Origin of the sequence: Desulfopila sp. IMCC35006, from assembly GCF_005116645.1 — a bacterium.
In the GTDB taxonomy this organism is placed as follows: Bacteria; Desulfobacterota; Desulfobulbia; order Desulfobulbales; family Desulfocapsaceae; genus Desulforhopalus_A.
The window spans coordinates 289,060-314,295 of record NZ_SWCM01000003.1 but is presented as its reverse complement, the minus strand read 5'-3'; the positions used below and the strand labels follow the sequence as shown (position 1 = coordinate 314,295).

The 25,236-nt window shown below is 51.6% G+C and carries 23 protein-coding genes and 1 tRNA gene; 12 read left to right on the top strand and 12 right to left on the bottom strand.

The genetic code is table 11. The features are described from left to right. The first annotated feature begins 287 nt into the window (after positions 1-287). The 4 genes from FCL47_RS07635 (at position 288) to ggt (ending at position 4,115) form a co-directional block, all read left to right on the top strand. Positions 288-1,250: a DnaJ C-terminal domain-containing protein gene (locus tag FCL47_RS07635; RefSeq protein WP_136812890.1), complete on the top strand. Its 963-nt coding sequence runs from the start codon at positions 288-290 to the stop codon at positions 1,248-1,250. A 2-nt stretch (positions 1,251-1,252) separates the two neighbouring features. Further along, the gene (locus FCL47_RS07630; protein WP_136812889.1) at positions 1,253-1,552 is read left to right on the top strand and encodes a chaperone modulator CbpM; all 300 of its coding nucleotides are present in this window, start codon (positions 1,253-1,255) and stop codon (positions 1,550-1,552) included. Positions 1,553-1,774: 222 nt separating this feature from the next. Further along, positions 1,775-2,197 carry an RNA-binding protein gene (locus FCL47_RS07625; protein ID WP_136812888.1) on the top strand — a complete coding sequence of 141 codons (423 nt, stop codon included), beginning with the start codon at positions 1,775-1,777 and terminating at the stop codon, positions 2,195-2,197. Positions 2,198-2,378: 181 nt separating this feature from the next. Then, the gene (gene ggt / locus FCL47_RS07620; protein ID WP_136812887.1) at positions 2,379-4,115 is read left to right on the top strand and encodes a gamma-glutamyltransferase; all 1,737 of its coding nucleotides are present in this window, start codon (positions 2,379-2,381) and stop codon (positions 4,113-4,115) included. Between the two features lie 117 nt (positions 4,116-4,232). On the opposite strand, the gene FCL47_RS24360 is transcribed toward ggt, so the two are convergent. After that, positions 4,233-4,409, bottom strand: a complete 177-nt coding sequence (locus tag FCL47_RS24360) for a hypothetical protein (RefSeq protein ID WP_153306359.1) — start codon at positions 4,407-4,409, stop codon at positions 4,233-4,235. Between the two features lie 308 nt (positions 4,410-4,717). Here FCL47_RS24360 and FCL47_RS07615 point away from each other — a divergent pair, with 308 nt between their 5' ends. Then, positions 4,718-5,266 (top strand): NUDIX hydrolase, encoded by a 549-nt coding sequence (locus tag FCL47_RS07615; protein ID WP_136812886.1) that lies wholly within the window; start codon positions 4,718-4,720, stop codon positions 5,264-5,266. Positions 5,267-5,445: 179 nt separating this feature from the next. Further along, positions 5,446-5,895: a CBS domain-containing protein gene (locus FCL47_RS07610; RefSeq protein ID WP_136812885.1), complete on the top strand. Its 450-nt coding sequence runs from the start codon at positions 5,446-5,448 to the stop codon at positions 5,893-5,895. A gap of 221 nt (positions 5,896-6,116) precedes the next feature. On the opposite strand, the gene FCL47_RS07605 is transcribed toward FCL47_RS07610, so the two are convergent. The 8 genes from FCL47_RS07605 to FCL47_RS07570 all read right to left on the bottom strand — a co-directional run bounded on the left by FCL47_RS07605 (position 6,117) and on the right by FCL47_RS07570 (position 18,883). Further along, on the bottom strand, positions 6,117-9,239 hold the full coding sequence (locus tag FCL47_RS07605; RefSeq protein ID WP_136812884.1) for an efflux RND transporter permease subunit: 3,123 nt from the start codon (positions 9,237-9,239) through the stop codon (positions 6,117-6,119). Positions 9,240-9,296: 57 nt separating this feature from the next. Further along, on the bottom strand, positions 9,297-10,427 hold the full coding sequence (locus tag FCL47_RS07600) for an efflux RND transporter periplasmic adaptor subunit (RefSeq protein WP_136812883.1): 1,131 nt from the start codon (positions 10,425-10,427) through the stop codon (positions 9,297-9,299). Between the two features lie 230 nt (positions 10,428-10,657). Continuing rightward, on the bottom strand, positions 10,658-11,362 hold the full coding sequence (locus tag FCL47_RS07595; protein WP_136812882.1) for a DUF1003 domain-containing protein: 705 nt from the start codon (positions 11,360-11,362) through the stop codon (positions 10,658-10,660). Between the two features lie 49 nt (positions 11,363-11,411). Then, complete coding sequence (mprF, locus tag FCL47_RS07590) at positions 11,412-13,982, bottom strand: bifunctional lysylphosphatidylglycerol flippase/synthetase MprF (protein ID WP_136812881.1); 2,571 nt, start codon at positions 13,980-13,982, stop codon at positions 11,412-11,414. Positions 13,983-14,201: 219 nt separating this feature from the next. Beyond that, positions 14,202-14,921, bottom strand: coding sequence for a GMP synthase (locus FCL47_RS07585; RefSeq protein ID WP_136812880.1), 720 nt, complete (start codon positions 14,919-14,921; stop codon positions 14,202-14,204). Positions 14,922-14,927: 6 nt separating this feature from the next. After that, positions 14,928-16,088: an iron-containing alcohol dehydrogenase gene (locus FCL47_RS07580; protein ID WP_136812879.1), complete on the bottom strand. Its 1,161-nt coding sequence runs from the start codon at positions 16,086-16,088 to the stop codon at positions 14,928-14,930. A 12-nt stretch (positions 16,089-16,100) separates the two neighbouring features. Further along, positions 16,101-17,492, bottom strand: a complete 1,392-nt coding sequence (locus FCL47_RS07575; RefSeq protein ID WP_136812878.1) for an aldehyde dehydrogenase family protein — start codon at positions 17,490-17,492, stop codon at positions 16,101-16,103. Positions 17,493-17,512: 20 nt separating this feature from the next. Beyond that, complete coding sequence (locus FCL47_RS07570) at positions 17,513-18,883, bottom strand: glutamine synthetase family protein (protein ID WP_136812877.1); 1,371 nt, start codon at positions 18,881-18,883, stop codon at positions 17,513-17,515. 347 nt (positions 18,884-19,230) lie between these two features. Between FCL47_RS07570 and FCL47_RS07565 the strand changes: the two genes are divergently transcribed. The 4 genes from FCL47_RS07565 (at position 19,231) to FCL47_RS07550 (ending at position 21,625) form a co-directional block, all read left to right on the top strand. Further along, positions 19,231-19,641: a Fur family transcriptional regulator gene (locus tag FCL47_RS07565; protein ID WP_136812876.1), complete on the top strand. Its 411-nt coding sequence runs from the start codon at positions 19,231-19,233 to the stop codon at positions 19,639-19,641. A gap of 7 nt (positions 19,642-19,648) precedes the next feature. Further along, positions 19,649-20,266 carry a nitroreductase family protein gene (locus FCL47_RS07560; RefSeq protein WP_136812875.1) on the top strand — a complete coding sequence of 206 codons (618 nt, stop codon included), beginning with the start codon at positions 19,649-19,651 and terminating at the stop codon, positions 20,264-20,266. A 2-nt stretch (positions 20,267-20,268) separates the two neighbouring features. Continuing rightward, the gene (locus tag FCL47_RS07555) at positions 20,269-20,643 is read left to right on the top strand and encodes a hypothetical protein (RefSeq protein WP_136812874.1); all 375 of its coding nucleotides are present in this window, start codon (positions 20,269-20,271) and stop codon (positions 20,641-20,643) included. A gap of 70 nt (positions 20,644-20,713) precedes the next feature. Next, on the top strand, positions 20,714-21,625 hold the full coding sequence (locus tag FCL47_RS07550) for a TIGR01212 family radical SAM protein (protein WP_136812873.1): 912 nt from the start codon (positions 20,714-20,716) through the stop codon (positions 21,623-21,625). 306 nt (positions 21,626-21,931) lie between these two features. Here the strand turns inward: FCL47_RS07550 and FCL47_RS07545 are convergent, their stop codons facing one another. Next, complete coding sequence (locus FCL47_RS07545) at positions 21,932-22,471, bottom strand: LysM peptidoglycan-binding domain-containing protein (protein WP_136812872.1); 540 nt, start codon at positions 22,469-22,471, stop codon at positions 21,932-21,934. Next, a complete protein-coding gene (locus FCL47_RS07540) occupies positions 22,468-23,316 on the bottom strand; it encodes a tetratricopeptide repeat protein (protein WP_136812871.1) in 849 nt (282 codons plus the stop codon). Before FCL47_RS07540 ends, FCL47_RS07545 begins: the two co-directional genes overlap by 4 nt. A gap of 280 nt (positions 23,317-23,596) precedes the next feature. Between FCL47_RS07540 and FCL47_RS07535 the strand changes: the two genes are divergently transcribed. Next, positions 23,597-24,370: a 1-acyl-sn-glycerol-3-phosphate acyltransferase gene (locus tag FCL47_RS07535; RefSeq protein WP_136812870.1), complete on the top strand. Its 774-nt coding sequence runs from the start codon at positions 23,597-23,599 to the stop codon at positions 24,368-24,370. Positions 24,371-24,463: 93 nt separating this feature from the next. On the opposite strand, the gene FCL47_RS07530 is transcribed toward FCL47_RS07535, so the two are convergent. Next, the gene (locus FCL47_RS07530; protein WP_167496392.1) at positions 24,464-24,829 is read right to left on the bottom strand and encodes a hypothetical protein; all 366 of its coding nucleotides are present in this window, start codon (positions 24,827-24,829) and stop codon (positions 24,464-24,466) included. Between the two features lie 289 nt (positions 24,830-25,118). On the opposite strand from FCL47_RS07530, the gene FCL47_RS07525 reads away from it, so the two are divergent. After that, a tRNA-Sec gene (locus FCL47_RS07525) sits at positions 25,119-25,216 on the top strand. Positions 25,217-25,236 lie beyond the last annotated feature (20 nt).

Below are 25,236 nucleotides of genomic sequence, written 5' to 3'. Positions count from 1 at the left end.
AACTGTAAGGCAGTTTGCCGCTTTTGAAAAGGTTATCCCGGGTATCTTATTGTTCATCATGGGGTGTTGGCCTGCCACAGGTGGTTGCAGAAAATTCCTGCCATTCAGCAGGGGGGCGAGGTGCAGATAGATTTTTTTATCGACTCATACTGTACCGATAAGGAAGACGTGTTTATAATTGATTCTGACAAATATTTGAACTGACGATTTATTGGCGGAGGCATCGACAAAAATCGACAATTGACTGAAACTCAACGATAAGTGAACCGGTTGGACCGGCAAGGGATATGGATTATAAGGACTATTACAAAACCCTGAATGTCGCCAAAGACGCATCCCAGGAGGAGATTAAGAGGGCTTATCGAAAATTGGCCCGGAAATATCATCCCGACGTCAATAAAGACCCGAAGGCCGAGCTCAAATTCAAGGAAATTAATGAGGCGAATGAAGTCCTCGGCGATGCGGAGAAACGCAAGGCCTATGACAGTTTCGGCAGCAACTGGCAGGCAGGTCAGGAATTCAGGCCGCCGCCAGGGTGGAATACCCGTCAGCAACAAGGCGGCTTCAGATCGCAACAGGCGTCTTCGGAACATTTCAGCGATTTCTTCGAATCGCTCTTCGGCGGAGGCCGCGGCGGTTTCACGACCGAAGATTTTTCTTCATTTGGCCGGGGACAGCATGATCGTGGCAATGATCTGCACGCCAAGGTAGCCATTACTCTGGAGGACAGCTATCACGGGGCGAAAAGAACCATCACCCTGAACAGAACGGTGGGGGACGGTAATGGCGGCATGACTATCCAACCCCAGTCGCTGCATGTCACAATTCCCAAAGGAGTCATCGAAGGTCAGCAGATCAGGCTGGAAGGGCAGGGGGATGTTGGGTATGGGCGGGGAGCGCGGGGTAATCTCTTCCTGGAAATCGTCTTTGAAAAACATCCGTATTTTACGATCAACAAACGCGACATTTATCTCGTTCTGCCGGTGACACCCTGGGAGGCAGCTCTCGGGGCAACGATTGCTGTGCCGACTCTCGGTGGTCATGTTGATTTAAAACTGCCAGCAAATTCGCAGACAGGACGAAAACTGCGACTGAAGGGCCGGGGACTCTCATCAAAAACTCAGGTCGGTCATCAATATGTAACTCTTGCAGTCCATACCCCGCCGGCTGACACGCCGGAACAAAAGGATTTGTATGAAAAAATGGCGAAATTGATGCCCTATAATCCCCGGTCAGGGTTTGGAGGTTGAATATGAAAGAAGAATATTCCTGCACTGTCCTGGACGACAGCACGACGTGGGGAATCACTGAGATCTGTACCCTGTGCCGGGTGGAAAATGAGTTGATCCACGAAATGGTCAACGAGGGGGTGCTCATTCCGGAAGGGAGCTCGCCTGAGACCTGGCGGTTCAACGGGCTGGCAGTGAAAAGAATTCAGGTGACGCTGAGATTACAAAACGACCTGCGGGTGAATCTCCCGGGGGCCGCATTAGTCCTTGATCTGCTGGAAGAGCTCGATGAGTTGCGCGCTCTCTTGAGACAGCTTGATTGAAAGCTGGCAGCAGGCAGCGTAACCGTCCGAAAAAAACAGGGACGCTTAAAAAGTAAAATGAAGGGGGAACGTTGCAGCAGAAAGACTTACTCCCGAGAAATGAAAGATGAGCGGGGAGAAGTGCCTTGGTGGCACTATTTTAGTTGTTTACGTTAACAGTGTTCTCCGTATGTTCTGTTTCCAGGCAGACTTTCGGAGTAAGGCACTTAAAAGGAGCAGCACATGAAGATCTATGTGGGGAATATGTCCTACGAGGTTAAAGAGGATGATTTGCGGCAGCTCTTTGGCGAGTATGGCGACGTTCAGTCAGCCAGTGTAATTACCGACAAAGTCACTGGCAGATCAAAGGGTTTCGGCTTTGTCGAGATGGCTGATAAAGAGACCGGACAGGCGGCTATCGACGGCCTGAATGGCAAGGAATTTAAAGGCAGGACAGTAACTGTCAGTGAAGCCAGACCGCAGGACAAAAATCGTGAGGATCGCCGAGGTGGCGGTGGCGGCGGTCGAGGCGGCAAAGGAGGCTTTGGCGGAGGCGGTCAGGGCAATAAAGGCAACTTCAGTGGTGGCCGCGGCGGTGCCGGTGGCGGCAGGAGTGGTTTTGGCGGAGGCGGTGGCCGGGGGGGCGGCCGTGGTGGTGACAGATAACCCTGTAAAAGTATAGTTTATATTTCCTCAATGACGACCCCGGCCAGAACTGATGGTTTTGATCGGGGTGTGTTCTCCATGCAATTCTGCATTTCAAATTGCTGCATAGCCTTTAACGTACCTGAATGAGCTCTTCTCGGCAACGCAATCATGTTGCGAAATCAAGAACCCAGGAGGACATATGCGTGCAATATTTTTCCAATTAAATCATAGGCGTGTCGCCTGCCTGCTGGCGGCTTTTGTATTACTGGCTGTCACGATAGCCCATTCTGCTGCGATCCTGGAAGGTGAGCGGATGAGCCCGGTGCAGGGCCGCGAGGGAATGGTTGTTACCAGCCATTTCCTTGCTACAGAATCAGCTCAGGAAGTACTGAAGAAAGGTGGCAATGCCATTGATGCGGCGGTTACCGCTGCGTTTTCACTGGCTGTCACCCAGCCCAGGTCCGGTAATATTGGCGGCGGCGGATTTATGCTTATTTCTTCGGAACAAAACAATGAGGTGGTCGCTGTTGATTATCGGGAGAAAGCGCCGGCGAAAGCAACCGTTGACATGTTCCTTGATAAAGAGGGCAATGCGGACAGTCAGCTGTCGAGGTACAGCCATCTGGCGGCCGGGGTGCCGGGAACGGTTGCCGGGCTCGCCCTGGCGCTGGAAAAATACGGGACCATAAGTTTAAAGGCGGCAATGGCCCCGGCAATCAAACTGGCCGGGGAGGGTTTTGTCGTCACACCGCGCTTTAGCGACGGTCTGAAAGAAAAAGAGGCTATGCTTAAGAAATGGCCAGCGTCGGCAAAGATCTTTTATAAACCGGACGGCAGTACCTTTGCGCCGGGGGAAATCTTTATTCAGAAAGATCTTGCGGCGACGCTGCAGCGTATCGCCGATAAGGGCGCTGTAGAGTTCTATGAAGGGAAAACAGCTGAACTGCTGGTGGCGGAAATGGCCAGACACGGCGGCCTTATCACCATGGAAGATATGAAAAACTATGCCCCGGCCATGCGCAGTCCGGTGCATGGCACCTACCGTGGCTATGACATATATTCGATGTCGCCGCCAAGTTCGGGCGGGGCGCATGTGGTGCAGATCCTCAATATCCTCGAAGGATATCCCATCGCTGAATATGGCCACAATTCGGCCCGGACCATCCATCTGATGGCTGAGGCGATGAAGCGTGCCTACGCCGACCGTTCTTTTTATCTGGGCGATGAGGATTTTGTCAAGGTGCCGTTGAAGGGCCTTATCGCAAAAGACTATGCGTCTAAAATCCGTGCCGGTATTGACACCGAAAAAGCAACCCCGAGCAGTACCATTGCTCCCGGTACACCGCAACCATATGAGAGCAGCGAGACAACGCATTTTTCGATAGTCGATAAATTCGGCAACGCCGTTTCCAACACCTATACGATCAATTTCAGCTACGGTTCCGGCATTGTGGTCGATGGAGCCGGATTTCTGCTCAATAACGAGATGGATGATTTCTCCGCCAAACCGGGAGTGCCGAACGCCTACGGCCTGATCGGCGGAGAAGCCAACAAGGTGGAGCCGAACAAACGGATGCTCAGTTCCATGTCGCCGACTATTGTCAAAAATGAGGGCAAAAACTTTCTGGTGACCGGCAGCCCCGGGGGCTCGCGGATTATCACCACTACCCTGCAGGTGATTATGAATGTCATAGACCACGGCCTTAACATCCAGAGTGCTGTGGCGGCCCCGCGCGTCCATCATCAGTGGTTGCCGGATGAACTGCGGATCGAAGAGGGGATCAGCCCCGATACCATCAAAATATTGCAGGAAAAAGGACACAAAGTGGAACAGCAAGAGGCCATGGGGGCCATTCAGTCGATCATGGTGAAAGATGGTATAATGTACGGTGGTGCCGATCCCCGGAGATCGACGGCGCTTGCCGCCGGAATCTGATAAGCGGCGGATCGACGGGTAAGCGCCCTGGGAACCAGTTCTCGGCCAAGCTCCTTGTACCGTTCCTCGTTCCTGCCGGTTTTTTCTTCGTCGGTCTGCTAAGAGTTGCCTGTCATCTTAGATGAGGTGGCCGGCAAGATTGGCGACAATAAGCAGAAAACCCAAAAAACAGCCGATCCTGAGGATCTTGACATGTTTGTCCGTCAGGTCATGCCATTTCTTTGGTTTGTATACACCAGATGACAGGCCAAGAAACATAAGTGCCAAAATTGAGTAGGCAACGATAATTCCCATACGATTTCTGTCTCCTTTCTATCGCTTGTTCATCCTGGTGCTGGATCGGTCCCGGGGGTACTGGTCAGGATGCCTTGCAGCCCGGATTACCCGCAAAAATTTATTGAAGTCAATCACATGTACAATAGGATTGCAAGTGGTGTCGTGAGAATTCGGACCGCCCCGGAAAGAGAGTCTGCACGACTATCCTGCAAGAAACCATTGCCTGACCATTCTGCAAGGGGTACTCTGGAAGAGCATTTTTCAGGAGAATTTGGCCCGCATCTGTTGTGGTGGAGTCGGCAAACCTCATAGCTATTTACAATACCATGAATTTCTGTTCACATTGTGCTGCGCCGGTCGTTTCACTGATTCCGCAGGATGATAACCGACCTCGCTCGATCTGTACTTCCTGTGGTCGTATCCATTACCAAAATCCCAAGATAGTGGTGGGGTGTATTCCCATATGGGAGACCAGGATACTTCTCTGCAAAAGAAATATTGAACCGAGAAAGGGTTTCTGGACATTGCCGGCAGGCTATCTTGAATGCAATGAAACAACCGAAGCAGGGGCAAGACGCGAGACTGCAGAAGAAACGGGTGCGTCAGTCGTTGCATTGCAGCCATATCGCCTCTTTGATATCGTCCATATCGGCCAGGTTTATCTCATGTTCCTGGCCCGGCTTCAGGCTCCCCGGTTTCATGCGACCAGGGAAAGCATGGAGGTCAGGCTGTTCGAAGAAAAGGAAATCCCCTGGTCCACAATCGCGTTCCCGGTCATTGAAAAGACATTACGGCATTATTGGCATGACCGCCCGGAAAATAATTTCTCCTTTCGTCTGGAACAGGAAACCGGCACTATGCAAAAAGATGATTGAAGAACCGGGTGGGGTGCTATTTTGACGAACGATCCATCTTCCCTGTTTCCTCTCGAGCCGTAAATGATTAAGTTGTAGAGATAAAAAATCGGTAGAATGGCAACAACTCGGAAGAAAAAAGAGACCCTTCGGGTAGTTTTCACAATGCCACCAATGAAGAAAGACAACAGGGGGAATGCATGCAAAAAGCTGCGGAAATTATGACGAAAGATGTTATCACTGTTACACCTGAAACAACAGTAATCGAACTGGCGCAGCTTCTCGCCTCAAAGAATATCGGTGGTGTTCCCGTCCTTGACGCATCCGGTACTCTTCTTGGCGTGGTGACGGTAAACGACCTGATCGACCAGAAGAAAAAGCTTCATATTCCCACCGTTATAACCATCCTCGATTCTGTCTTCTACCTCGAAAATCCGGACAAGATGGAAAAAGAAATGAAGAAAATCGCCGGGGCGACAGTTGGCGATATCTATAGCAAAAACCCACGTACGGTGGTCGAAGAAACGCTTATCGATGAAATAGCAACCCTGATGTCGGAAAAAGACGTCCATACCCTGCCGGTAATGCGCGGTGACACACTGGTGGGCGTGATCGGCAAAAGGGATATTATAAAAACGTTAATTCCCTAGGTGATATGGTAGGCGTCATGCACCCGTAAAGAGCGCATGACTGTTTAAAATGATCCAGGTCGATATAACAAATGGCGACCTGGGTCTGTTTTGCTTTTGCTCTGGCCAGAACACGATTCAAAAAACCAGTAAGAGCGTCAGGCAGAGCTGGTGTTTGAATTGTTCCTGCCAGGGCCGCATGTCGGTTACGTCGTGATCTGTCCTCCGGTCGTCCTTCCCCCCTATTGTGCCGCCTCGATACTTTCAGGTTCATTCTCACTGAACGCCTGTTCCTGATCCCCCCTGTCCTTGGCATGATCTTTGGCTATCAGCATATAGATGGAAGGGATGATAAACAGGGTAAACATCGTGCCGACGGCCATACCGCCAACCAGCACCAGACCGATCGAGTTTCGGGCAGCCGCCCCGGCCCCGGTAACCAGCGTCAGGGGAAAGTGTCCGGCGATAGTGGCCCCGGTAGTCATCATGATAGGGCGCAGGCGGGTAATCGCCGCTTCGTGCACAGCCTGGCGTTTACTGTGTCCCTGTATCTGCAGTTTATTGGCAAATTCGACGATGAGAATCCCGTTTTTGGAAACCAGACCGACCAGGGTGATCAGTCCAACCTGGGAATAAATATTCATGGTTGTGGTCCAGCCATGCGTCCAGAAGGCAACGCTGGGATCAGGCATTTTCAGAAAGGTGAAGACCAAGGCGCCAAACATGGCCAGGGGCACCGATCCGCCCAGAATAACAAAGGGATCGCGGAAGCTGTTGAACTGGGCGGCCAAGACCAGAAAAATCAAAATTACCGCCAGGCCGAAAGCCTGGATAAATTTATTGCCCTCTGTTCGCAGCTGACGTGATTCGCCTGTGTAATCAAGTACGTACCCCTGTGGTAAGATCTCGGCCGCCTTGTCTTCCAGAAATTTCAAGGCCTCCTCCAGCGGACGAACAGCCACGCCACTGATTTTGACCGCATTGAGCTGCTGAAAACGGTTAAGCGAGCGCGGTACAGTGCTGTCCTTTATGGTGGCAATGGTACTGAGTGGGATTAATTTTCCATTACTGTCGGTGACATAGATGTCTTTCAGTTGATTCGGGTTGAGCCGATCCACCCTCTGAATCTGGGGGATCACTTTGTAGCTGCGGCCGCTGATATTGAAGCGATTGACAAAATTACCGCCGACCATGGCTGTCAGGTCGGCACCCACCTGCTGAAGATTCAGGCCCAGATCGGCCACCTTGTCCCGGTCGATAACCAGTTCGGACTGGGGTTGATCGATCTTGAGATCGATCAAGGGCGGAAAGGCAAACATGCCGCTTTTCATGGCGGCGAGCTGGATCTGGTTGGCAAAATTAAGAATCTGCGCCGGCTCGGCCGTAGAGGCCAGAATAAATTCCACTGGAAATTGTCCGCCGCCGGGAAGCGCAGGCGGGGTTACCGGGAACATGCGGATGCCGGTGATGCCGTGCAGTTTTTGCTGTACTTCCGGCATAATCTCAAAAATAGTGCGTTCACGCTCCTCCCATGGTTTGACGACCATGCCGGAAAAGCCGGACGAAGGCATGGTGACTTGAAAGACAAATTGGGTCTCCGGTACGCTCAGAAAGGCATCGCTGACGGCAGCAGCGTAGAGGCTCGTCTGGTCGAGGGTGGAGTTGGCAGATGCATCCAGAATACCAAAAATGACGCCCTGGTCTTCGGCCGGGGCCAGCTCTTTGGCCGACATGGTAAACATGGGGATGGACAACGCGCTCAACAGGAGCCAGACCATATACACCGCTGGCCGGGCATTAAGCGTTTTGTCCAGCAATCGACCGTAAAAATTGCGGATCTTTTTAAAATCACGTTCAATCTTGCCGGCAAAGCCATGTTCGGTCATGCCTGGCTGTAAGAGTTGTGAAGCCATCATCGGGGACAAGGTGAGGGCGACGATGCCGGAGATAACGACGGCACCGGCGAGGGTGAAGGCAAATTCCCGAAACAGCGAACCGGTCAGACCGCCCTGCAGGCCGATAGGGGCATAGACAGCCGCCAGGGTAATTGTCATCGAAATCAGCGGACGCAACAGTTCTCGGGCACCAAAAATAGCGGCCTGCATTGGGGTCTGACCCTGGCTTAAGTGACGTTCGACGTTTTCGACCACGACGATGGCATCGTCCACCACCAGACCGACCGAGAGGACGATTGCCAGCAAGGTGAGCAGGTTGATGGTGAAGCCGAAGGCCTGCATGAGAAAAACAGCCCCGATCAGTGACATGGGGATGACCACCACGGGAATTATTGCCGCCCGCATCGACCCCAGAAAAAGGAAAATAATGATAATGACGATGAGCAGGGTCTCGCTGAGCGTCTTGATCACCTCGTGAATAGCATTGTCGATATAGGCGGTGCCATCGTAGGCGAGGCGACCCTCAAGTCCGGTGGGCAGCTGTTTTGTAATGGCATCCAGCTCTATTCGCACCCCTTTGATAACATCCAGGGAATTGGCGTTCGGCAGGGGCCAGATTCCCATAAACACAGCTGTCTGGCCGGAAAAGCGCACCTCCGCATCGTAACTTTCAGCTCCGAGTACCACTTCGCCGATATCCTCAATGCGGACGATAGCGCCATTTTCCTCACGGATCACCAACCGTTTAAATTCTTTCACTGAACGGAGATCGGTATTGGCGGTCAGGTTGACCTGGATGAGCGACCCCTTGGTGTTGCCCACGGCGGCCAGAAAGTTATTGGCCGCCAGGGCCTGACGCACCTGGCTTGGGCTGATATTGAAGGCGGCCATGCGGTCGGGCTTGAGCCAGATACGCATGGCAAAGGTGCGGGCGCCGAGAATATCGGCCCGTTGTACGCCGCTCAGCGCGGAAAGCCGGGGTTGGACGATACGCACCAGGTAATCGGTGATCTCGTTCTGCTGCAATATATCCGAGGTGAAGCTCAGATAGGCGGAGGCAAACTGGCTGTCGGCCGATTCGACGTTGATGATCGGTACCTCGGCTTCCGGCGGCAGGTCGCCGCGCACCTGGTCTACTTTGGAACTGATCTCCGACAGGGCCTTGATCGGGTCGTAATTGATCTTCAAGCGGGCATTGATGGTGGACAGGCCCTGGGTGCTTTGCGACTCCAGGTAATCTATACCATCGGCGGCGGCAATCGCGCGTTCCATCGGGGTGGTAATGAAGCCGCGCACCAGGTCGGCGCTGGCACCGACATAGACCGTGGTAACAGTGACCACGGCGTTATCGCTGCGCGGGTATTGGCGGACGTTCAGGGAGCGGATAGCCTGCAGGCCGGCGATAATGATGAGAAAGCTGATCACCAGAGCAAGTACCGGGCGACGGATGAAAATATCAGTGAATTTCATAAGTGATAAACTCGTAAAAGTCTCATTGCAAGCAGGTTAAGGAAAAAGCTGCATCTGTCAGCTTTCCGCCGGGTGGGGTGACACCTTAAATTCGGGCTGTAGTTTATTATCCACCTTGACCGCCTGGCCGTTGCGCAGTTTAAACGCGCCGGTGCTTACCACCTCTTCGTTGCCTTTCAGGCCTGAGGTCACGACGACAAAATCGCCGCGCTTTTCGCCGAGACGAACGAACTGCTGGCGGATGGTTTTACCGCCAGGGGCGCCGGCTTCACCCTTTTGGTCTTCGATCACGAACACCGAGTCACTGTATGGGGCATACAGAACAGCCGTGGCCGGAATAATCAGCACCTTTTCTTTTGCCGGGAGGACGACAGTCACATTCACGTACATGCCGGCACGAAACTGTTCCTCTTCATTCGCCAGCGTTGCCTGCACCCGAAAATTGCGGGTGGCGGCGTCTACTTCCGGACTGATGGCGGTTATCGGGCAGGTGACGATCTTGCCCGGCAGGGCGTCCGAGCTTACCCGGACGGTGAGTCCTGGGTGAACCTGGGCCAGCTGCTGTTGCGGCAGAAGAAAATTGACGAAAAGTGGCTGCATGGACTGCAGATTGACGATGGCATCGCCCTCCCTGATGACCTGGCCCAGATTCACCTGACGAATGCCCAGTCGACCGGAAAATGGGGCTCGGATGGTTTTTTTGGCAATGACTGCGCGAAAATTGTCTGCCTGGGCGGTAGTCTGGGTCAGTTGGGCCTGGGCGCTATCAAAGTCGGCCTGAGAAATAACCTTGTCCGCCAGCAGTTTTCTGGATCGGTTGAATTCGATTCGCGCGAGGTCGGATGCGGATTCGGCAGATCGGAGCTGGGCTGTTTCGACCGATATGTCCTGCTGTACCAGAAGGTCGCCGGCTGCTACGCGGGAACCGGCTTCAAAAGCTATATCGACCACCTTGCCTGTTTCTTCGGCGGTTACTACCACGCCCTGCACGGCGTCGAGTGAGCCGACCGAGGTAAGCATTGTTTCCCAGAAGTCGGCGGTGACAGTTGCCGAGGTGACTATTTCAGGCGGCGGAGTGAATTTTTTACCCTGAGCAATCATTGCCCGAATCTGCAGGGCCTTGATGCCAGCCAGAATGCCGACAATAAGAAGGAGACCGAGAATGGTCAGAAAAATTTTTTTCTTCATTGTTTTTTAATTCCTGTAAAAAAACATGATCTGCTTTAATAAAAGCTCACACCAGAGGAAGGCCGGATAAAACGTTTCCTCTGCGATCCGTACTCTTTTTTCTATCAAACCCTTGACTCTCGAATCTGACCTATGATAATTGCCACGACATGGATGTCAATCAATTTGACAGGTTCTGCGGGCATGATCCATTTCCGGATTGACAAAACAACATTTACCTGCCCCCTCTGCTATGTTCTGTTTTTGATTTCATTGATCAACTCCAGCTGAATATCCTGTATTTCGACAAGACGCTCCCATTGATGCATTAACAGATGATCAACTTTCTGGTGCAGATGCCGAATTTCCAGCTCAGCCTTCAGATTGACCTGATAGTCCCGTCGGGCATGCAGTCGGTCCCTGGCCTCCTGGCGCCCCTGACTCATCATGATGATCGGCGCCTGCAGCGCAGCAATGCAGGACAGTACCAGGTTAAGGAGGATGTACGGGTACGGATCGAAGGGCTGTTTGAATACATTGATGGTATTGACGATAATCCAGATGACCAGCACCCCGCTAAAGGTAAAGATAAAGCCCCAGCTGCCGGCCAGCTGGGCAAACTGGTCGGCCATTCGTTGTCCGAAGGTTAACCCGGCGAACAGCTCGGTGTCGGGGTTGGTCGCCAGGATCTCCTGCTGCCTGAGGCTATCGATGACTTCCTGCTCAAGGGAGCTGATTTCACCTTTCTCTGTCTGGAGAAGATGCTGGACATACTGGTGCCGGTACTTCTGGATATCCTTGTTGCAGATCCAGCCATCCTCTACAAAACTGCCATGTTCGTTGTGGATCAAGTCGGCGAGAACGGGCCTGACCAAAGAGGCATGGTAGAGTTCGCGCCGTTGATCGCAGCCGCAGATCTGGCAGGTGGGCTTGATTTTCAGGGGTTTTTTATTCATTTGACACCTTCCTGTATTCAATCAAAGATTTCTCATTTGTTTCCCGGTGTTACTTGGTGACTATTCCTTTAATGCCGCCGCTTATCAAGGCGGCCACATTGAGAAGGATGCGCGGCAGGGTAAAACCTCCGGGGCAGGCAATGTAGCGGGGCTCCCAGACCGGATCGAATTTCTGCTTATAGCCGCGCAATCCTTCGAAGTTGTAAAAATGTTCCCCTTGCTGAAAGATTACCGCGCCGATCCGGTTCCAAAGCGGGGCAAAGGGTCGGTTCTCCAGGCCGGAGAGGGGGGCCATGCCCAGATCAAAGTGCTGAAAACCTTGATCTTTTCCCCATAACATCAGGCTGATGAAGAGATAATCCATAACGCCGCGCGGGGCCTCGGGCAGAAAGCGCATCAGGTCAAGTGACAGTTCGTTTTTGTCCTCACTCATCCACAGGTTGGCAAAGGCAATAATCCGTCCCCGTTGTTTCACTACGGCGACAGGAAAATGCCTCAGGTATCTTTCATCAAACCTCCCCAGGGAAAAGCCTTTTTCACGGGTATTTTTTTCTTTCAGCCAGGCGTTGGAAATCTTCTGCAATTCAGGCATAAGTTCGGGGACAAGGGAAACGGGGATGACTTCAAAACTGCATTCTTCCTTGTCAAGACGACGATGACTGTAGCGCAGGTCACTGCGTTTTTTCCCTTCCAGGGAAAATTTGGGCAGCTCGACACTTGCTGCCTCGCCGAGCTTAAAAAGAGTCATCCCCATATCGAGATATACATGGAGCATATCGGTGCCGACTTCATAAAAAACGGTCTGTCCGCCATGTCGCTGGACAAGTTCGCGGAAATTCCAGGCCAGGCTGCGGGCCACCTCCCGTGGGCCGACCGGGTCGCCCAGGGCGACCCATGATCGGCCTTCGACCCCGTACATGACAAAACCCTTTTGCTGATCATCAAAGAGCAGGGCCTTGTCGCCGAGAAGGGCGACATAGGGAAGAGTGACCGGAACCTGCCTGATAATCAGTTGGGCCTGGTCCAGTTCGTCCGGTCCCGGCTGTCCGGGGTCTTTGACGGCAGGCCGGAGCAACCGGGCCATAGCCAGAATCAACAGCAGTGCGGTGGAGCCGACCATCGCCCGGAGAAACCTGGGGGCATCGTCTTTCAGGGTGAATTGCCACCAGAGCTGAGAGGAAAAATCGACGTGTTTGAAGGAGAAAAATCCCAGCCAGAAGGAACTGAGCAAAACCAGCAGGACCGTCACAATCCATCCCGGGCTGAAGGGTTCGCTAAACAGCGACGCCCGTCGGTAAAAGTGTTTGCGACAGGGGAGCAACGCGGCCAGGATCAGGCCAAGCAGCAGCGATTCCTCATAATCGACGCCTTTTAGCAGTGAGAACAGGCTGCCGAGTCCGAGCAGAATGGCGGTCAGAACATAGGCCGCATCGAGGCGACCAAGAATTCCCCGCGCCAGGAGCAGCAGGCAGCATCCGGCCAGGCTGCCGAGAAAGTGGGACAATTCAATTAAAGGCAGGGGGATGATCGTATCCAGCCAGTGTAAACGACCGGGAACGGCCGGGGTGGCCCCCGAAAAAAGGAGCAGTGCTCCGCCTACCAGGGTAGTGGCCGCCAGCAGCGGTGGAACCATGATACCCCACCAGCGGTCGGCATGGCGCATCGCTTTTTTAACCAGGGGTTTTTTTTCTAATAGTTCATTGGCGCCGAGCAGGATGGCTGCAAGGGAAAGCGGCAGCAGATAGTAGATACCTCGATATATCAGCATGGAACTGAGCAGCGCGTCTGCCGGGATCTCTGGTGCCAGGATGAGAATCATAGATTCAAAAACGCCCAATCCACCAGGTACGTTGCTGATCAGGGCGACCATCTGGGCCAGGAGATAGATGCTGAGAAACTGAAAAAAAGAAAAGCTGGATTGCTCGGGTAACAGAGTAAACAGCACATACCCGGCAAGGGTCCAGTCCAGGGAACCGACTAGTAACTGTGATCCGGCCAAACGCATGGAAGGGAGCGGGATGTCCCAGTTCCAGAAGCGAAAGGGTCTTCTTCGTATCAGGACGATAAGCAGATAGCCGGCCGTCAGGGCGAGTAAACCCAGGCCAATCGGGCGGATGGAATATATCCCTGTTAGTCCTCCAATAGCCGGCATTTCGAGAGGGGCAACGATTAAAACTATACCGCCGACGGTGGCAAGGCCCAACCAGAAGGTCAGGGTAGTGAAGGAAACCAGGCGGGCAATCTCTTCGGTTGACAGGCCCCACGCCGAATAAAGCCGGTAGCGGATCGACCCGGCAGTAAGAAGAAACAAGCCGATGCTATTGCTGAAGGCGTAGCTGATAAAAGCTGCCACTGTTGCTTTGCCCTTGTGCAGAGGGTGTTGCACATAGCAGATCCCCAGCTGGTCGTAGACGGTCATCACCAGATAGCTCAATACAGTCAAACCCAAAGCGGAAAATATCTGCGAGGAAGGTATGACCCGCAGTTGAGCGAGTATATGATGGTAATTGTACTGGCGCAGGGCGTCATGCAGCACCCACAGCGCCAGGGTGAAAAGACTCAGCGTGATGAGCGGAAGTGCCCGGTGGATAAGAGAAGATCGTTCTGCCGTTGATGCCATAATAGCCTGTGTCAGGGGTTGGTGTGTGCGGGGAGGACACGGGGCACGACCGCGGGCGGCTGCATTATTCCCCAATGTTTTCCCACGAATTTATAGAGTTGTCGCGGACTCGTCGTAGAAATAAAAAACAGCATAGCGTAATGCTTAGTAGAACGTTAATCAATAAACAGCATCATAAAAAACCAGCAGAAGCCAAAAAAGTTTCCCGGCGATGGACAATCATGAACGCCGCAGTGCTTGTCCTCCTATAAAATTAATGATCCAGCGGGCAACAATCTCATTGTCAGGTGTCTTTGCCAGAGACTGTAAGCCAGTTTCAATGGTAGGTGGGGGAATAATTGTCCGGCGCTCATTCATCAGGGTCCTGGCGTAATCAGGGTGCCATTCGGGATGACCCTGGATGCTCAGAAAATGGTCATTCCACTGGACCATAAAAAACGGACAGAAATCACTTTCAACAATAACCTCTGCCTGCTGTGGCAGAGAGACAACCTGGTCCTGATGACTGACGATGATATTGATATCTTCCTTTTTCTCGTTCATCCAGTACGGCCGGCAGACAATACGGTTGTTTGCCACCCCGATTCCCCAGCCTTTTTCCGACTTCTCCACCCTGGCCTGCAAAGCGACCGCTATGATCTGATGGCCAAAACAGATGCCGATGAATTTTCTATTTTCCCGTGCCAGTCGCCTGACAAATTCAACGAGAGTAGGAATCCAGCTGTCCTGATCATAAACACTTGCCCGGCTGCCGGTGGTGATGAAAAAATCATAGATATCGAGATCGTCGGGATATTGTTCTGCCCGGCAATCATAGCTGTCAAAGATCAAGGAATCGTCAATCCGTGAAAACATGCGTTTGAACATTTCGATGTAGGAACCGAACTGCGGTCGGAATTTATCCAGAACCTCATCGCACTGCAGAAGAGCAACCCGCATGTTTGTTCAGAGTGTACCATGAACAGCGGCGACGAATATATCGCTGTACTGTTCCTGGCTGAAGCTGATGGGGTTGCCACCGGCGGATGGATCTGCAACGGCCATTCTGGCCACCGTTTTTCTCCGGCTCTCATCGATATTGATTGCCGCAAGACTGTGCGGAATGGCCAGCATTTCCCGCAAACTCAACACCCAGTTTAAAAAGCCGGTAAAGCTTGCATCGGCCAGCCCCATATACCTGGCTAACCAGCTGATTTTCTGCTCAATTGCACTTTTGTTAGCCTGCAGCACATAGGGCATCAGGATGGCATTCAGCGTGCCGTGGTGGGCGTCGTACAGCGCGCCGAGCGGGTGGGCAAGGGCATGCATTGCCCCCAGACCTTTCTGGAAGGCCGTTGCGCCCATGCTTGAGCAGACCAGCATCTGGGTGCGTGCCGCAATGTCTGTACCGTCGGCTACGGCGCGGGGCAGATATTCCTGGACCAGGCGAATCCCTTCTGCGGCAATTCCGGCGGCCATCGGATGATAAAAGGGCGAACAGAGCGCTTCAAGGCTATGCGACAGGGCGTCCATTCCTGTTGCCGCCGTCATACCTTTGGGCAGGCCGACCGTCAGTTCAGGGTCAAGGATGACTTGTTTCGGCAACATATTTGGATGGAAAATGATTTTTTTTGTGTGCTGCAGCTGGTCGGTAATGACGGAGGCGCGTCCTACTTCCGAGCCGGTGCCTGCGGTGGTGGGGACGGCGACGACCGGTGCCATGGCAGCAGCATCGACACGGGTCCAGTTATCGCCGACATCTTCAAAATCCCAGATGGGCCTGTGTTGGCCAATCATAAGGGCAACCGCCTTGGCCGCATCGAGAGCGGAGCCACCGCCAAAGGCAATAACGCCGTCATGGGCATGCTGCCTGTAATAATCAACCCCGGCCGTGACGTTGTCTTCGGTGGGGTTGGCTTTGATCTTGGAAAACATACCGCATCTAAGGCCTGTGCCCTGTATATCGTCCACTGCTTTTTGCACCATCGGTACCGCAGCAAGTCCGGGATCGGTGATCAGCAGCGGTGCCTGCATTCCCAGGGATCTGCAGAGATCAGGGAGTTCTGCAATCCGTCCCCGGCCCACATGCACATTTGTCGGGTAATTCCAATTAGCCGTATAATCCACTGTCGTGTTCCTTTAAATATCAGTTTTTATATGAAAAGATTTTGGCCTGGTGACAGCCTGGTAACCGATTACCGACAGCGTGCAGCCATGTCCGGAATTTTTAACGCCGGTCCAGGCCAGCTCCGGATCAAGATAGTCACATCTGTTGATAAAAAAAGTGCCGGTATCAATTTGTCGGCCAAGTTCAATGCCCGTTGCAATATCTTTGGTGAAAATGGCCGCAGTCAAACCAAACGCACTGTCATTCATCAGTTCGACAGCTTCTGCATCGGAGCGAACCTTCTGGATACCGACAACGGGGCCGAAGCTCTCCTCCGTCATGACCCGCATCGAGTGGTCGACCTCGGTAAGTATCTGCGGTGCCAGGTAGGGGCTGCCCGGCGCATCCATCGCAAAATCGGTGGGTGCAATATGTGCTACTGCCCCTTGGCGGACCGCTTCTCGTATCTGTTCGCGGACAAAGTCGGCGGCACCTCCTTTGACCAGTGGACCAAGAGTCGTCGCCGGATCATCGGAGCGTCCCAGCTGCAGCGCTTTGACCCAGGCCACCGCCCGCTGCAGGAATTGGTCATGGATTTCTTCATGAACATACACCCGTTCAATACCGCAGCAGGACTGGCCGGAGTTGAAAAAAGCCCCGTCCATCACCGTGTCCACCGCATGGTCTAAGGCCGCGTCGCGGCGGACATAGGCCGGATCTTTGCCGCCAAGTTCAAGGCCGATTCCGATAAAGCGGCCCATTGCCGCTTTTTCTACCATCTCTCCCCCGGGAACAGATCCGGTAAACGCCACATAATTAACCCGGCTGTCGCGAATAATTGTTTCAGTAGCATCATGGGTCAGATGCAGAAATTGAAAGACTCCCGCCGGCAGACCACCATCCCTGAAGGCCTCAACCAATCGTTCGGCACAGAGCGGCGTCTGGGCCGAGTGTTTGATGATCACCGCGTTTCCCGCCAGAATGGCCGGCATCACACCATTAATTGCCGTTAAATAGGGATAATTCCACGGCGCGATGACGAACACCACCCCGACCGGTTCCCGTTGTATCCAGCGCTGAAAGCCGGGCTTTTCATCGAGTTGGATCGGTGCCAGGCCCTGATCGGCAAGCCTGATCATGGTTCGGGCCCTTTCTTCCAGGCCGGCAACTTCGCCTGCGGCATATCGGATAGGCCGGCCCATCTGCCAGCAGATTTCCTCGGCGATTCTCTCTTTTCGGGCGACAAAGGCATCTATTGCCCGCGAGCACAGCTTTTTGCGCTCAGCAAGTGGAACCTTCTGCCAATCCTGCTGGGCCTGGCGGGCAGTGGTGAGACAGGACTGCATCTCATCTGTAGTTGCATAATTTCTTTCTACATAGACTGATCCATCGATAGGACTGATGGTTGAAAATGACGTGCTCATTGTGTACTCACCATAAAAAATCAGATTATTTCAAAATAGCGTTGCAGTTCCCAATCGGTAATGTGTTTGCGAAATTCCCGTTCCTCCCATTCCCGTGTGGCGGCAAAATGGGCGACAAAGGAATCGCCGAATAGCTCGCGGGCCGCGGCTGATGTCTTCAATGTCTGCGCCGCTTCCCACAGGGTCTTGGGCAGGGCTAAATGTTCGGCATGTTTTTGAGCATAGGCATTGCCGCTGGTGCACGGCTCCGGCTGCCATCCCTTTGCAATACCATAGAGCCCGGCCCCAAGTGCGGCGGCCAGGGCCAGATATGGGTTGGCATCGGCCGCCCCCACCCTGTGCTCCACCCGCTGTGATTTTTCGCTTCCCGGGATAACCCTGAGTGCGGTGGTTCGATTATCAATGCCCCAGGTGGCATCGGTCGGGGCCCAGAATCCGGGGATGAGACGGGAGTAGCTGTTTACTGTGGGAGCGAGCATACAGAGCAGTTGCGGCATCAGTTTTTGTTGCCCGGCAACGAACTGCAACTGGATGTCACTCATATTATGTTGTTTTTGGTTATCGTAAAAGGCTGAAGTATGATCTTTGCTATGGCGCAGTGACAGATGGATGTGGCCACTCTGGCCCGGATAATCGTTGGACCACTTGGCCATGAAGGTGGCCATGATATCATGGCGTTGCGCAAACACTTTTAAAAATGTCTTAAACAGAGCTCCTTTATCGGCAGCATTCAGTGCCCCATCGACAGTAATCGCTGCCTCGATGACGCCAGGACCGGTTTCGGTATGTATGCCTTCCAACGGAAAATCCATGGCGTTGGCCAGGTCGATCATCTCATGATACAACCCGGCATGGGTAGAGTTGCGCAGCATTGAATAGCCGAACCAGCCGGGAGTCATTGGCTTCAGGTTGGTGAAATTTTTCTGTCGCACACTGTCGGGCGTTTCATCAAAAAGAAAAAATTCGTATTCGAGAGCGGCAAAAGCGGCGAAACCCATATCCGCAGCTCTGTCGATGACTCGGCGCAGTACACCTCGTGGACAGACTGCTTCCGCCGTTCCCGCGAATTCGGCGAGAAAAAGCAGCATCCCGTCTTCAAAAGGAATATCGCGACAACTCGCCGGCAGGATTCTTACCGGGGCATCAGGGAAGGCCGTGTGCCAGCCGGTATAGCTGACGTTGTCGTAGAGCTGATCCTGCATATCCCAGCCGAGCACCACGTCGCAGAAGCTAAAGCCATTGTCGAGCGAAGAAAAAAACTTTTCCCGGCTCATATATTTGCCCCGCATGACGCCATCATTATCAAACAGACCAATTTTGACATGGCTCAGACCACGTTCCTCAACGATCAGCCTGGCATCCTGTACAGTTTGAACTTCTCTCGGTTCCATGGCTTGCATCCCGTTTTGTTCATTATACTCGATTGTTTCGGTTCTCAGCGTTTCTCCCGTGGTAATACCATAAAATATGACAAGACTACGTAAAAATCTTCATCAGTTCAGGACATTTTTCGTAATAAAATTAAGGAATCCGGATGACTCTGTCGAGAGTGACAGCAGAACTCCTCGTGAACCCTGGTAAGACGTTACGATCCCGCAAACATCACCCTGTATTGGCGAAAAGCTCATGGCCTCCAGAGCCGCAAATGTGCTGCATTTTCTGCCGTCGGCAAAAAATCTTGACGAGCAAACGATAATTAACTACAATTAATATTAATTATTAATAACAAAGGAGCCTTATGCAGCTTCGAATGACCAATCAGCGGGAAATTATCCTGCGGGAATTAAGAAAAAGCAGGCAACATTTATCGGCAGATGAACTCTATGACCGCGTCAAGCTGATCATGCCGCGTATCAGCCTGGCGACCGTATATAGAAATCTAGAGATACTCTCGGAAGCAGGGTTGATTGGTAAACTGGAAATTAGCGGAAGACAAAAACGCTTCGATTTCGATGTCTCAGACCATGACCATATCTACTGTGTTGTCTGTCATAAGGTTGACAATCTCATTATTGAGCGGAATAATGTCAACGTGGATCGGTTGGGTACCGCCGCAGGGTATGCCATAACCGGATATAGGGTCGAAATTGTCGGCATATGTCCGGAGTGTCAGAAGAAAGCAAAGGATGTGCCAAAAAACATTGAGTGAGCGACCAATGCAAGAGATCATTGTCAGAACCCGGACGTTCCGGCGTTTTGTCCAGAAGGAACCGTTAAGTACAGCCACTTTGCACGAGCTCATTGATTTAGCCCGTTTAGGAGGCTCGGCTCGCAACGGTCAACCGTGGCAGTACATGGTCGTCAATGACGCCGAACTCTGTGCCCGGATTTTTCCCTATCTCGGTTGGGCCGGCTATCTCCCCGACTGGCATGGTCCGGTTGAAGGTGAACGGCCATCCGCCTATGTCCTCTGTCTGCTGAACAAAAATCGATTAAAGGGCCCGGAGAGCGAGGCCCAGTTTGATCTGGGCATAGCGACGCAGAATCTGCTTCTCGGGGCAATGGAAAAAAAGATCGGCGGCTGCAGGATTGGGGCATTTAATCCAAAACTTGCAACACTTTTCAGGCTTGCCGACAACCTGCGTCTCTCCCTGGTGATTGCCCTTGGTAAACCAATAGAGACAGTTATAATTGAACAGTGCAGAGATGAAGATGATGTTCGGTACTGGCGCGATGAGCATGGAGTGCATCATGTGCCGAAACGATCCCTGGAAAGCTGTCTGGTCGAAGTTGAATTGTTTGATGATGGAGTAACAAAGAGAAAGAGCTTATGAGCATGCAGCAGACATTTCAGCAGCAGATCGATGGTCTCCGCGACCAGGTGCGACAACTGGATGATGATTGCAGCAACGATATTGTCGAAGAGACGGCAACCCGCCTGAAAGGACTGAATTTCTCACCCCCGGTGATCACGCCGCTGGACACTTTTCTCAGGCTGCAGCGTCGTGAGCTGCTGGCTGAGATAGAACGTATTCTGGCCATGCCCGATGCACAGGCCTGCGCTCTGGCACCTGATAACACGAAAAAGTGTGAAGATCTCAGAGTGCAGTTTATCACTGTTCTTATTTATTATTATAAAAAGCTCGTGCAGCTGAGAAAAGGCAATCCGGAAGATTGGGACGAGGTCGATGATTTGTACGTCCATGATTGATGGGCGGAGTATGGGCTCAATGTGTCTGTGCTAACTGTTTGCTGAGATCCTGAAAAAGCCCGTCCGGCCTATGCCATCTCCAATTATTCGTACCTTCAGCGCCCACTATCGGGAAAAATATGGTCATGGCGTGGGCAAGATTCCTGTCGATATGGGGCAGCCATGCCCAAACCGGGTGCACGGCGGCTGCATCTTCTGCCGACCGGCAAGTTTTACACCATCTTACCTCAATAATACCGAAGATCTCGCAAAACAGGTGTCTGCCGGCAAAGACAATCTGCTGCGCGGACGATTTAAAAAATATTTTGCCTATTTTCAGCAGGAAACCTGCACTGCGGTTGCCGTCGAGCAGCTATTGCCGGCCTTGGAGCTGCTGCTGGCCGATGCCGATTGTATCGGCTTGATTCTTTCCACCAGGCCGGACTACGTAAGTGAACAGCTCCTTAAACGGCTCGCTGAACTGGTCAAATGGACTGGCAAAGAGTGTCTTTTTGAACTTGGTTTGCAGACCATTCATGAACGTAGCCTGCAATGGCTCAATCGGCATCATAGCTTTGCCGACTTTCAGGACGCTGTCTGGCGGATCAAGAGTGTCGGCTGTTTTGAGGTGGGAGCGCATCTCATTTTTGGTATCCCTGAAGAAACGGAAGCAGATATGCTCGATTCACTCAGGACTGTCTGTGAGCTTGGCGTAAATGCCCTGAAGCTGCATCATTTACAGGTTATTCGGGATACGCCATTGCAAAAACTTTATCGACAGGGGGACGTTGCCCTGTTTTCCTTGGATGCGTATATCGATTTTTTACTGAAAGCACTACCGGTGATCCCAGCAGAAGTAACCATGCATCGGCTGTGGGCAACCGCGCATCCCGGACTGCTCGTTGCTCCGAGATGGAATATCCTTACAAGTCATCTCAGTGAAACATTACGCCAGAAAATGGCAGCAGCAGGGTTGCATCAGGGACAGGCAGTGAAAGGCTAACTACCTTAACGAACCCTGCACATCTCATCGTGTGATCAAGTACGATACTATTCATGGTTACCTTCTCTAGTCTTTGCGGGACTCATTTCAGTACTCGCTTGACGGGTGCTCATTTCAGTACTCGCTTGACGGGTGCTCATTTCAGTCCCCGTGCCGTGCGGGGATAAGTTTATTCACGAAATAATTTTCTTGTAAAGATAAGAGGATTGATAATTGGTCAATAATCCCGCCCAAGAGCGTTGCGGGATAAGTTCCTTCACGAAATAATCAACTTGTAAAAAGCACAAGTTGATTATTTCTAAGTCACTAAAATCCTTTGGGGCCAAAAAGTAAGGGCGCCTCTTCCTTTGCAGGTGCTGCAGGTGCTGCCGGTGTGACTGTAGTTTTTGCCTGGGAAATCTTTTTTTTCCGTTTCCGTTGTGGTTCCGTTTGAGACTGTTGGACAAATTCGGGGGGAAGCGGGGTCGGTCTTGTAATCATCCTGCGCGGGATTTTAATCTTATTCCCCAGAAAAATTCGGTTGGGGTTGATGGTCGGGTTACATTTTGCCAGCAGTACCCAATTTTTCTGGTCGCCGGTATACCATCTGGCAATGATTGAAATGCTCTCGTTGGGCACGCTGACCGTATGAACGTAGTAGCCTTCGGGGTAGGCCTTGTCGCCTGCTTGAAATTCCATCTCTGGCAGTTCCGTCTCTGGCTGTTCCGCCACGGCTTCTATCGTTTTTTCGGGCACCGGTGCCGCGTTTTTGCCTACATGCTTGGGTTTAGGTGTACAGCCTGCAAGGACAAGCGCAGATATCAGGGTGAGAAAAAAGACAAGATACGTGTGGTTAGATGGTCTCATTCTGCTGAAACTCCTTGTATTTTTTTAAGATAGTTTTGTACAGACTGATTTTTGGGATTCACGGTCAGGGCTTTTTTAAGATTGGCGAGACTCTGTTCCTTTTTGTTTTGTTTGTCCTGAATTATAGCAAGGTTAAATAGTGCTTCGTCGAGATAGTCAGGTTTGAGCGCTATGGCTTGGTCGTACATTTCTTCAGCCTTGGCGTAATTTTTTGACACCGCATAAACAAAGCCCAGGTTAAAGAAAGTATCTGGAAATTTCGGGTTTAATGCAATGGCTTTTTGGTAACTCTCAATTGCGGCGACATAGTCTTTTTGGCTTGTGAGGACCAGGCCCAGCTGAAAATGGGCTCGAACGCTTCGTGGATCCAGTTGGAGAGCTTTTCTTAAAAGAACGATCGCCTGTTTCGGATCATTTTTACGCAGGTTGTCAGCGTGTCCAAGCAAGGCCTCGGCATATGGCAAGGTGATTTTATCGCTCATCGCCGGATAACTGGTCTGAAGCTTGGCGAAGGAGGAAATGGCTTCCGGGAACTGTCTGTTGATGAGGGCGAGCATGGCTTTTTGGTATGCCACATTACCTGGAGCTTCAGCCGAGGCGGAAAAGACCGGGATTGTGCTTGCCAAAATAATTGCCGCAACAAGTGAAACAAATAAAAGCTTTGTGATCAGGCCAGTTTCAGTCCGCTCCGGAGGAATCAGACCAGAAGGTGTTGCTTCTCCTGGCAGGCCCAGTTTATGTGAGACGGCGAGGGGCGCTTCGTTGTTGTCTTGCATAAAACCAATTCTGATATTTTTTGATAGAGTTCTGCCGATATCGAGAAAATCTAACCACTGCGTTGCCAAACTTAACAGCTTCAGCGTTGAGTATCAATCGGAATGGATACAGGCACAAACAAACATCACAATACACCGTGTTTGGCTGCTGATAGCTGATGTTAACAAAATACTCAATTTTTATTGATACAGAAGGGCCGTTCGTGCTATCTACAAATTGTAATAATCGGCAACGTCCATCAGTATCAATTCTGTTTTATCATTATATGCTATGCGTATCTCTTAAACGAACTGAGACTTTCTCTGGTCTGGCCCGATATCTCGAACCTACAACCCTGGCAATAGAGCTATGCATAAAATCCCGTATACCAATTTTCACTATCTGACAGAAAAACGGCCTCAGTCAAAGCTTTTTCCCTCGCTGAATTTTTATCTGCACCTTTTTTGTATTGTGTACCGGGCCAGCAGGCTTGCCAAGCGTGGACGTTATGATGGCTCAAACTGGATGGAGAGCAGCTACGAGGTGATGCAGCAACTGGAGAAGGTCGGAATTAGGGTCGAAATATCGGGGATTGAAAACGTCGTCGCTGCAAGTGGGCCCGTTGTCATTATCGGTAACCATATGAGCATGATGGAAACCTTATTGCTTCCGGTTATGATCCAGCCGATAAAACCGGTAACCTTTGTGGTGAAAGATTCACTCCTTTCCTATCCGGTATTTAAATATGTCATGCGTTCCCGTAATCCGATTACCGTAACGCGGACAAATCCAAGGCAGGATTTAAAAACCGTATTGAACGAAGGGCTTGACAGGTTGCAACATGATATTTCCATCATCGTTTTTCCGCAGACAACCCGATCTCATACCTTTGATCCCAATCAGATGAGTTCGATCGGCGTGAAGCTCGCCAAAAAAGCGGAGGTAGCTGTCGTACCCTTGGCTTTGAAAACAGATTGCTGGCAAAACGGAAAAAAAATCAAAGATTTTGGCAAACTGGACGTAACTAAAAAAGCACATTTTGCTTTCGGCGAACCCGTCAGGGTCAAAGGAAAAGGTGATGAGGAGCATGCTGCTATCAATGCCTTCATTGCTGGGAAATTGCAGGAGTGGGAGGGGGAATAGAAGGAAGGAGCAGGGGGGGGCTGAGGTTTTGCGAGAGGAAAACCTCAGGGGCTTTTTTACCGCACCTGAGGTGTCATAAGTCAGTCTTCTGTTTCAGATTTCATCTTCCTCGTCTGAAAGCTCATCATCCAGGTCGAGGTCATCGTCGTCATCAGCATCAATATCTTCGTCGGATTCATCGCTATCATCGGTGTCGTCTACATCGGTGTCATCATCAGATTCAACATCGTCGTCATCCAGATCTTCACCTTCGTCGTCATCCAGGCTGCTTTTTTGCCGGACGGCTTTGGGGATTTTCGACTCCGGCAGGACCAATTCGGTAATTTTTATAATTTCTTCTTTAAGATCCGGGTCGCTTTGGCAGATGTCACAGCTTGCGGCATGTTTTTCGATGAAAGATATCATGCGGGCTGGAGCCATGGTTTCTTCGCGAACATGAAGATACCACGACTTAATCATCTTAATTAGTCTTTCACACTGCATAGGTATGGTTTGAATTATGTCCTTGATGGGTGGTTTAGAAATTCTTTTTTAAGTTTTAGTGAAGAATTTCGTGCAAGTTCTAATTTCCCGCAAAGAGGGTTGCATAAAGAATCCCGCTCATCGGGTTAGCGGTAAAAAATACGTGGGGTGCAGAGCATTGTATACGACTGGCTCAATTAAAAAGAGTAATATAATAAATAGTTGTTTTCAAGGTCAACACTTATTAGTATATTCTTTTCTTTTTGTCACACCTTCAAATGCTTGTGGAAGTGGATAGGGCACTGGTGGCTCTCCCGGACTTCAAATCCGGTGTAGCGGGTTAATAGCCCGTTAGGTGGGTTCGATTCCCATGCACTTCCGCCAATCTGTTGTGTGCGGTCTGC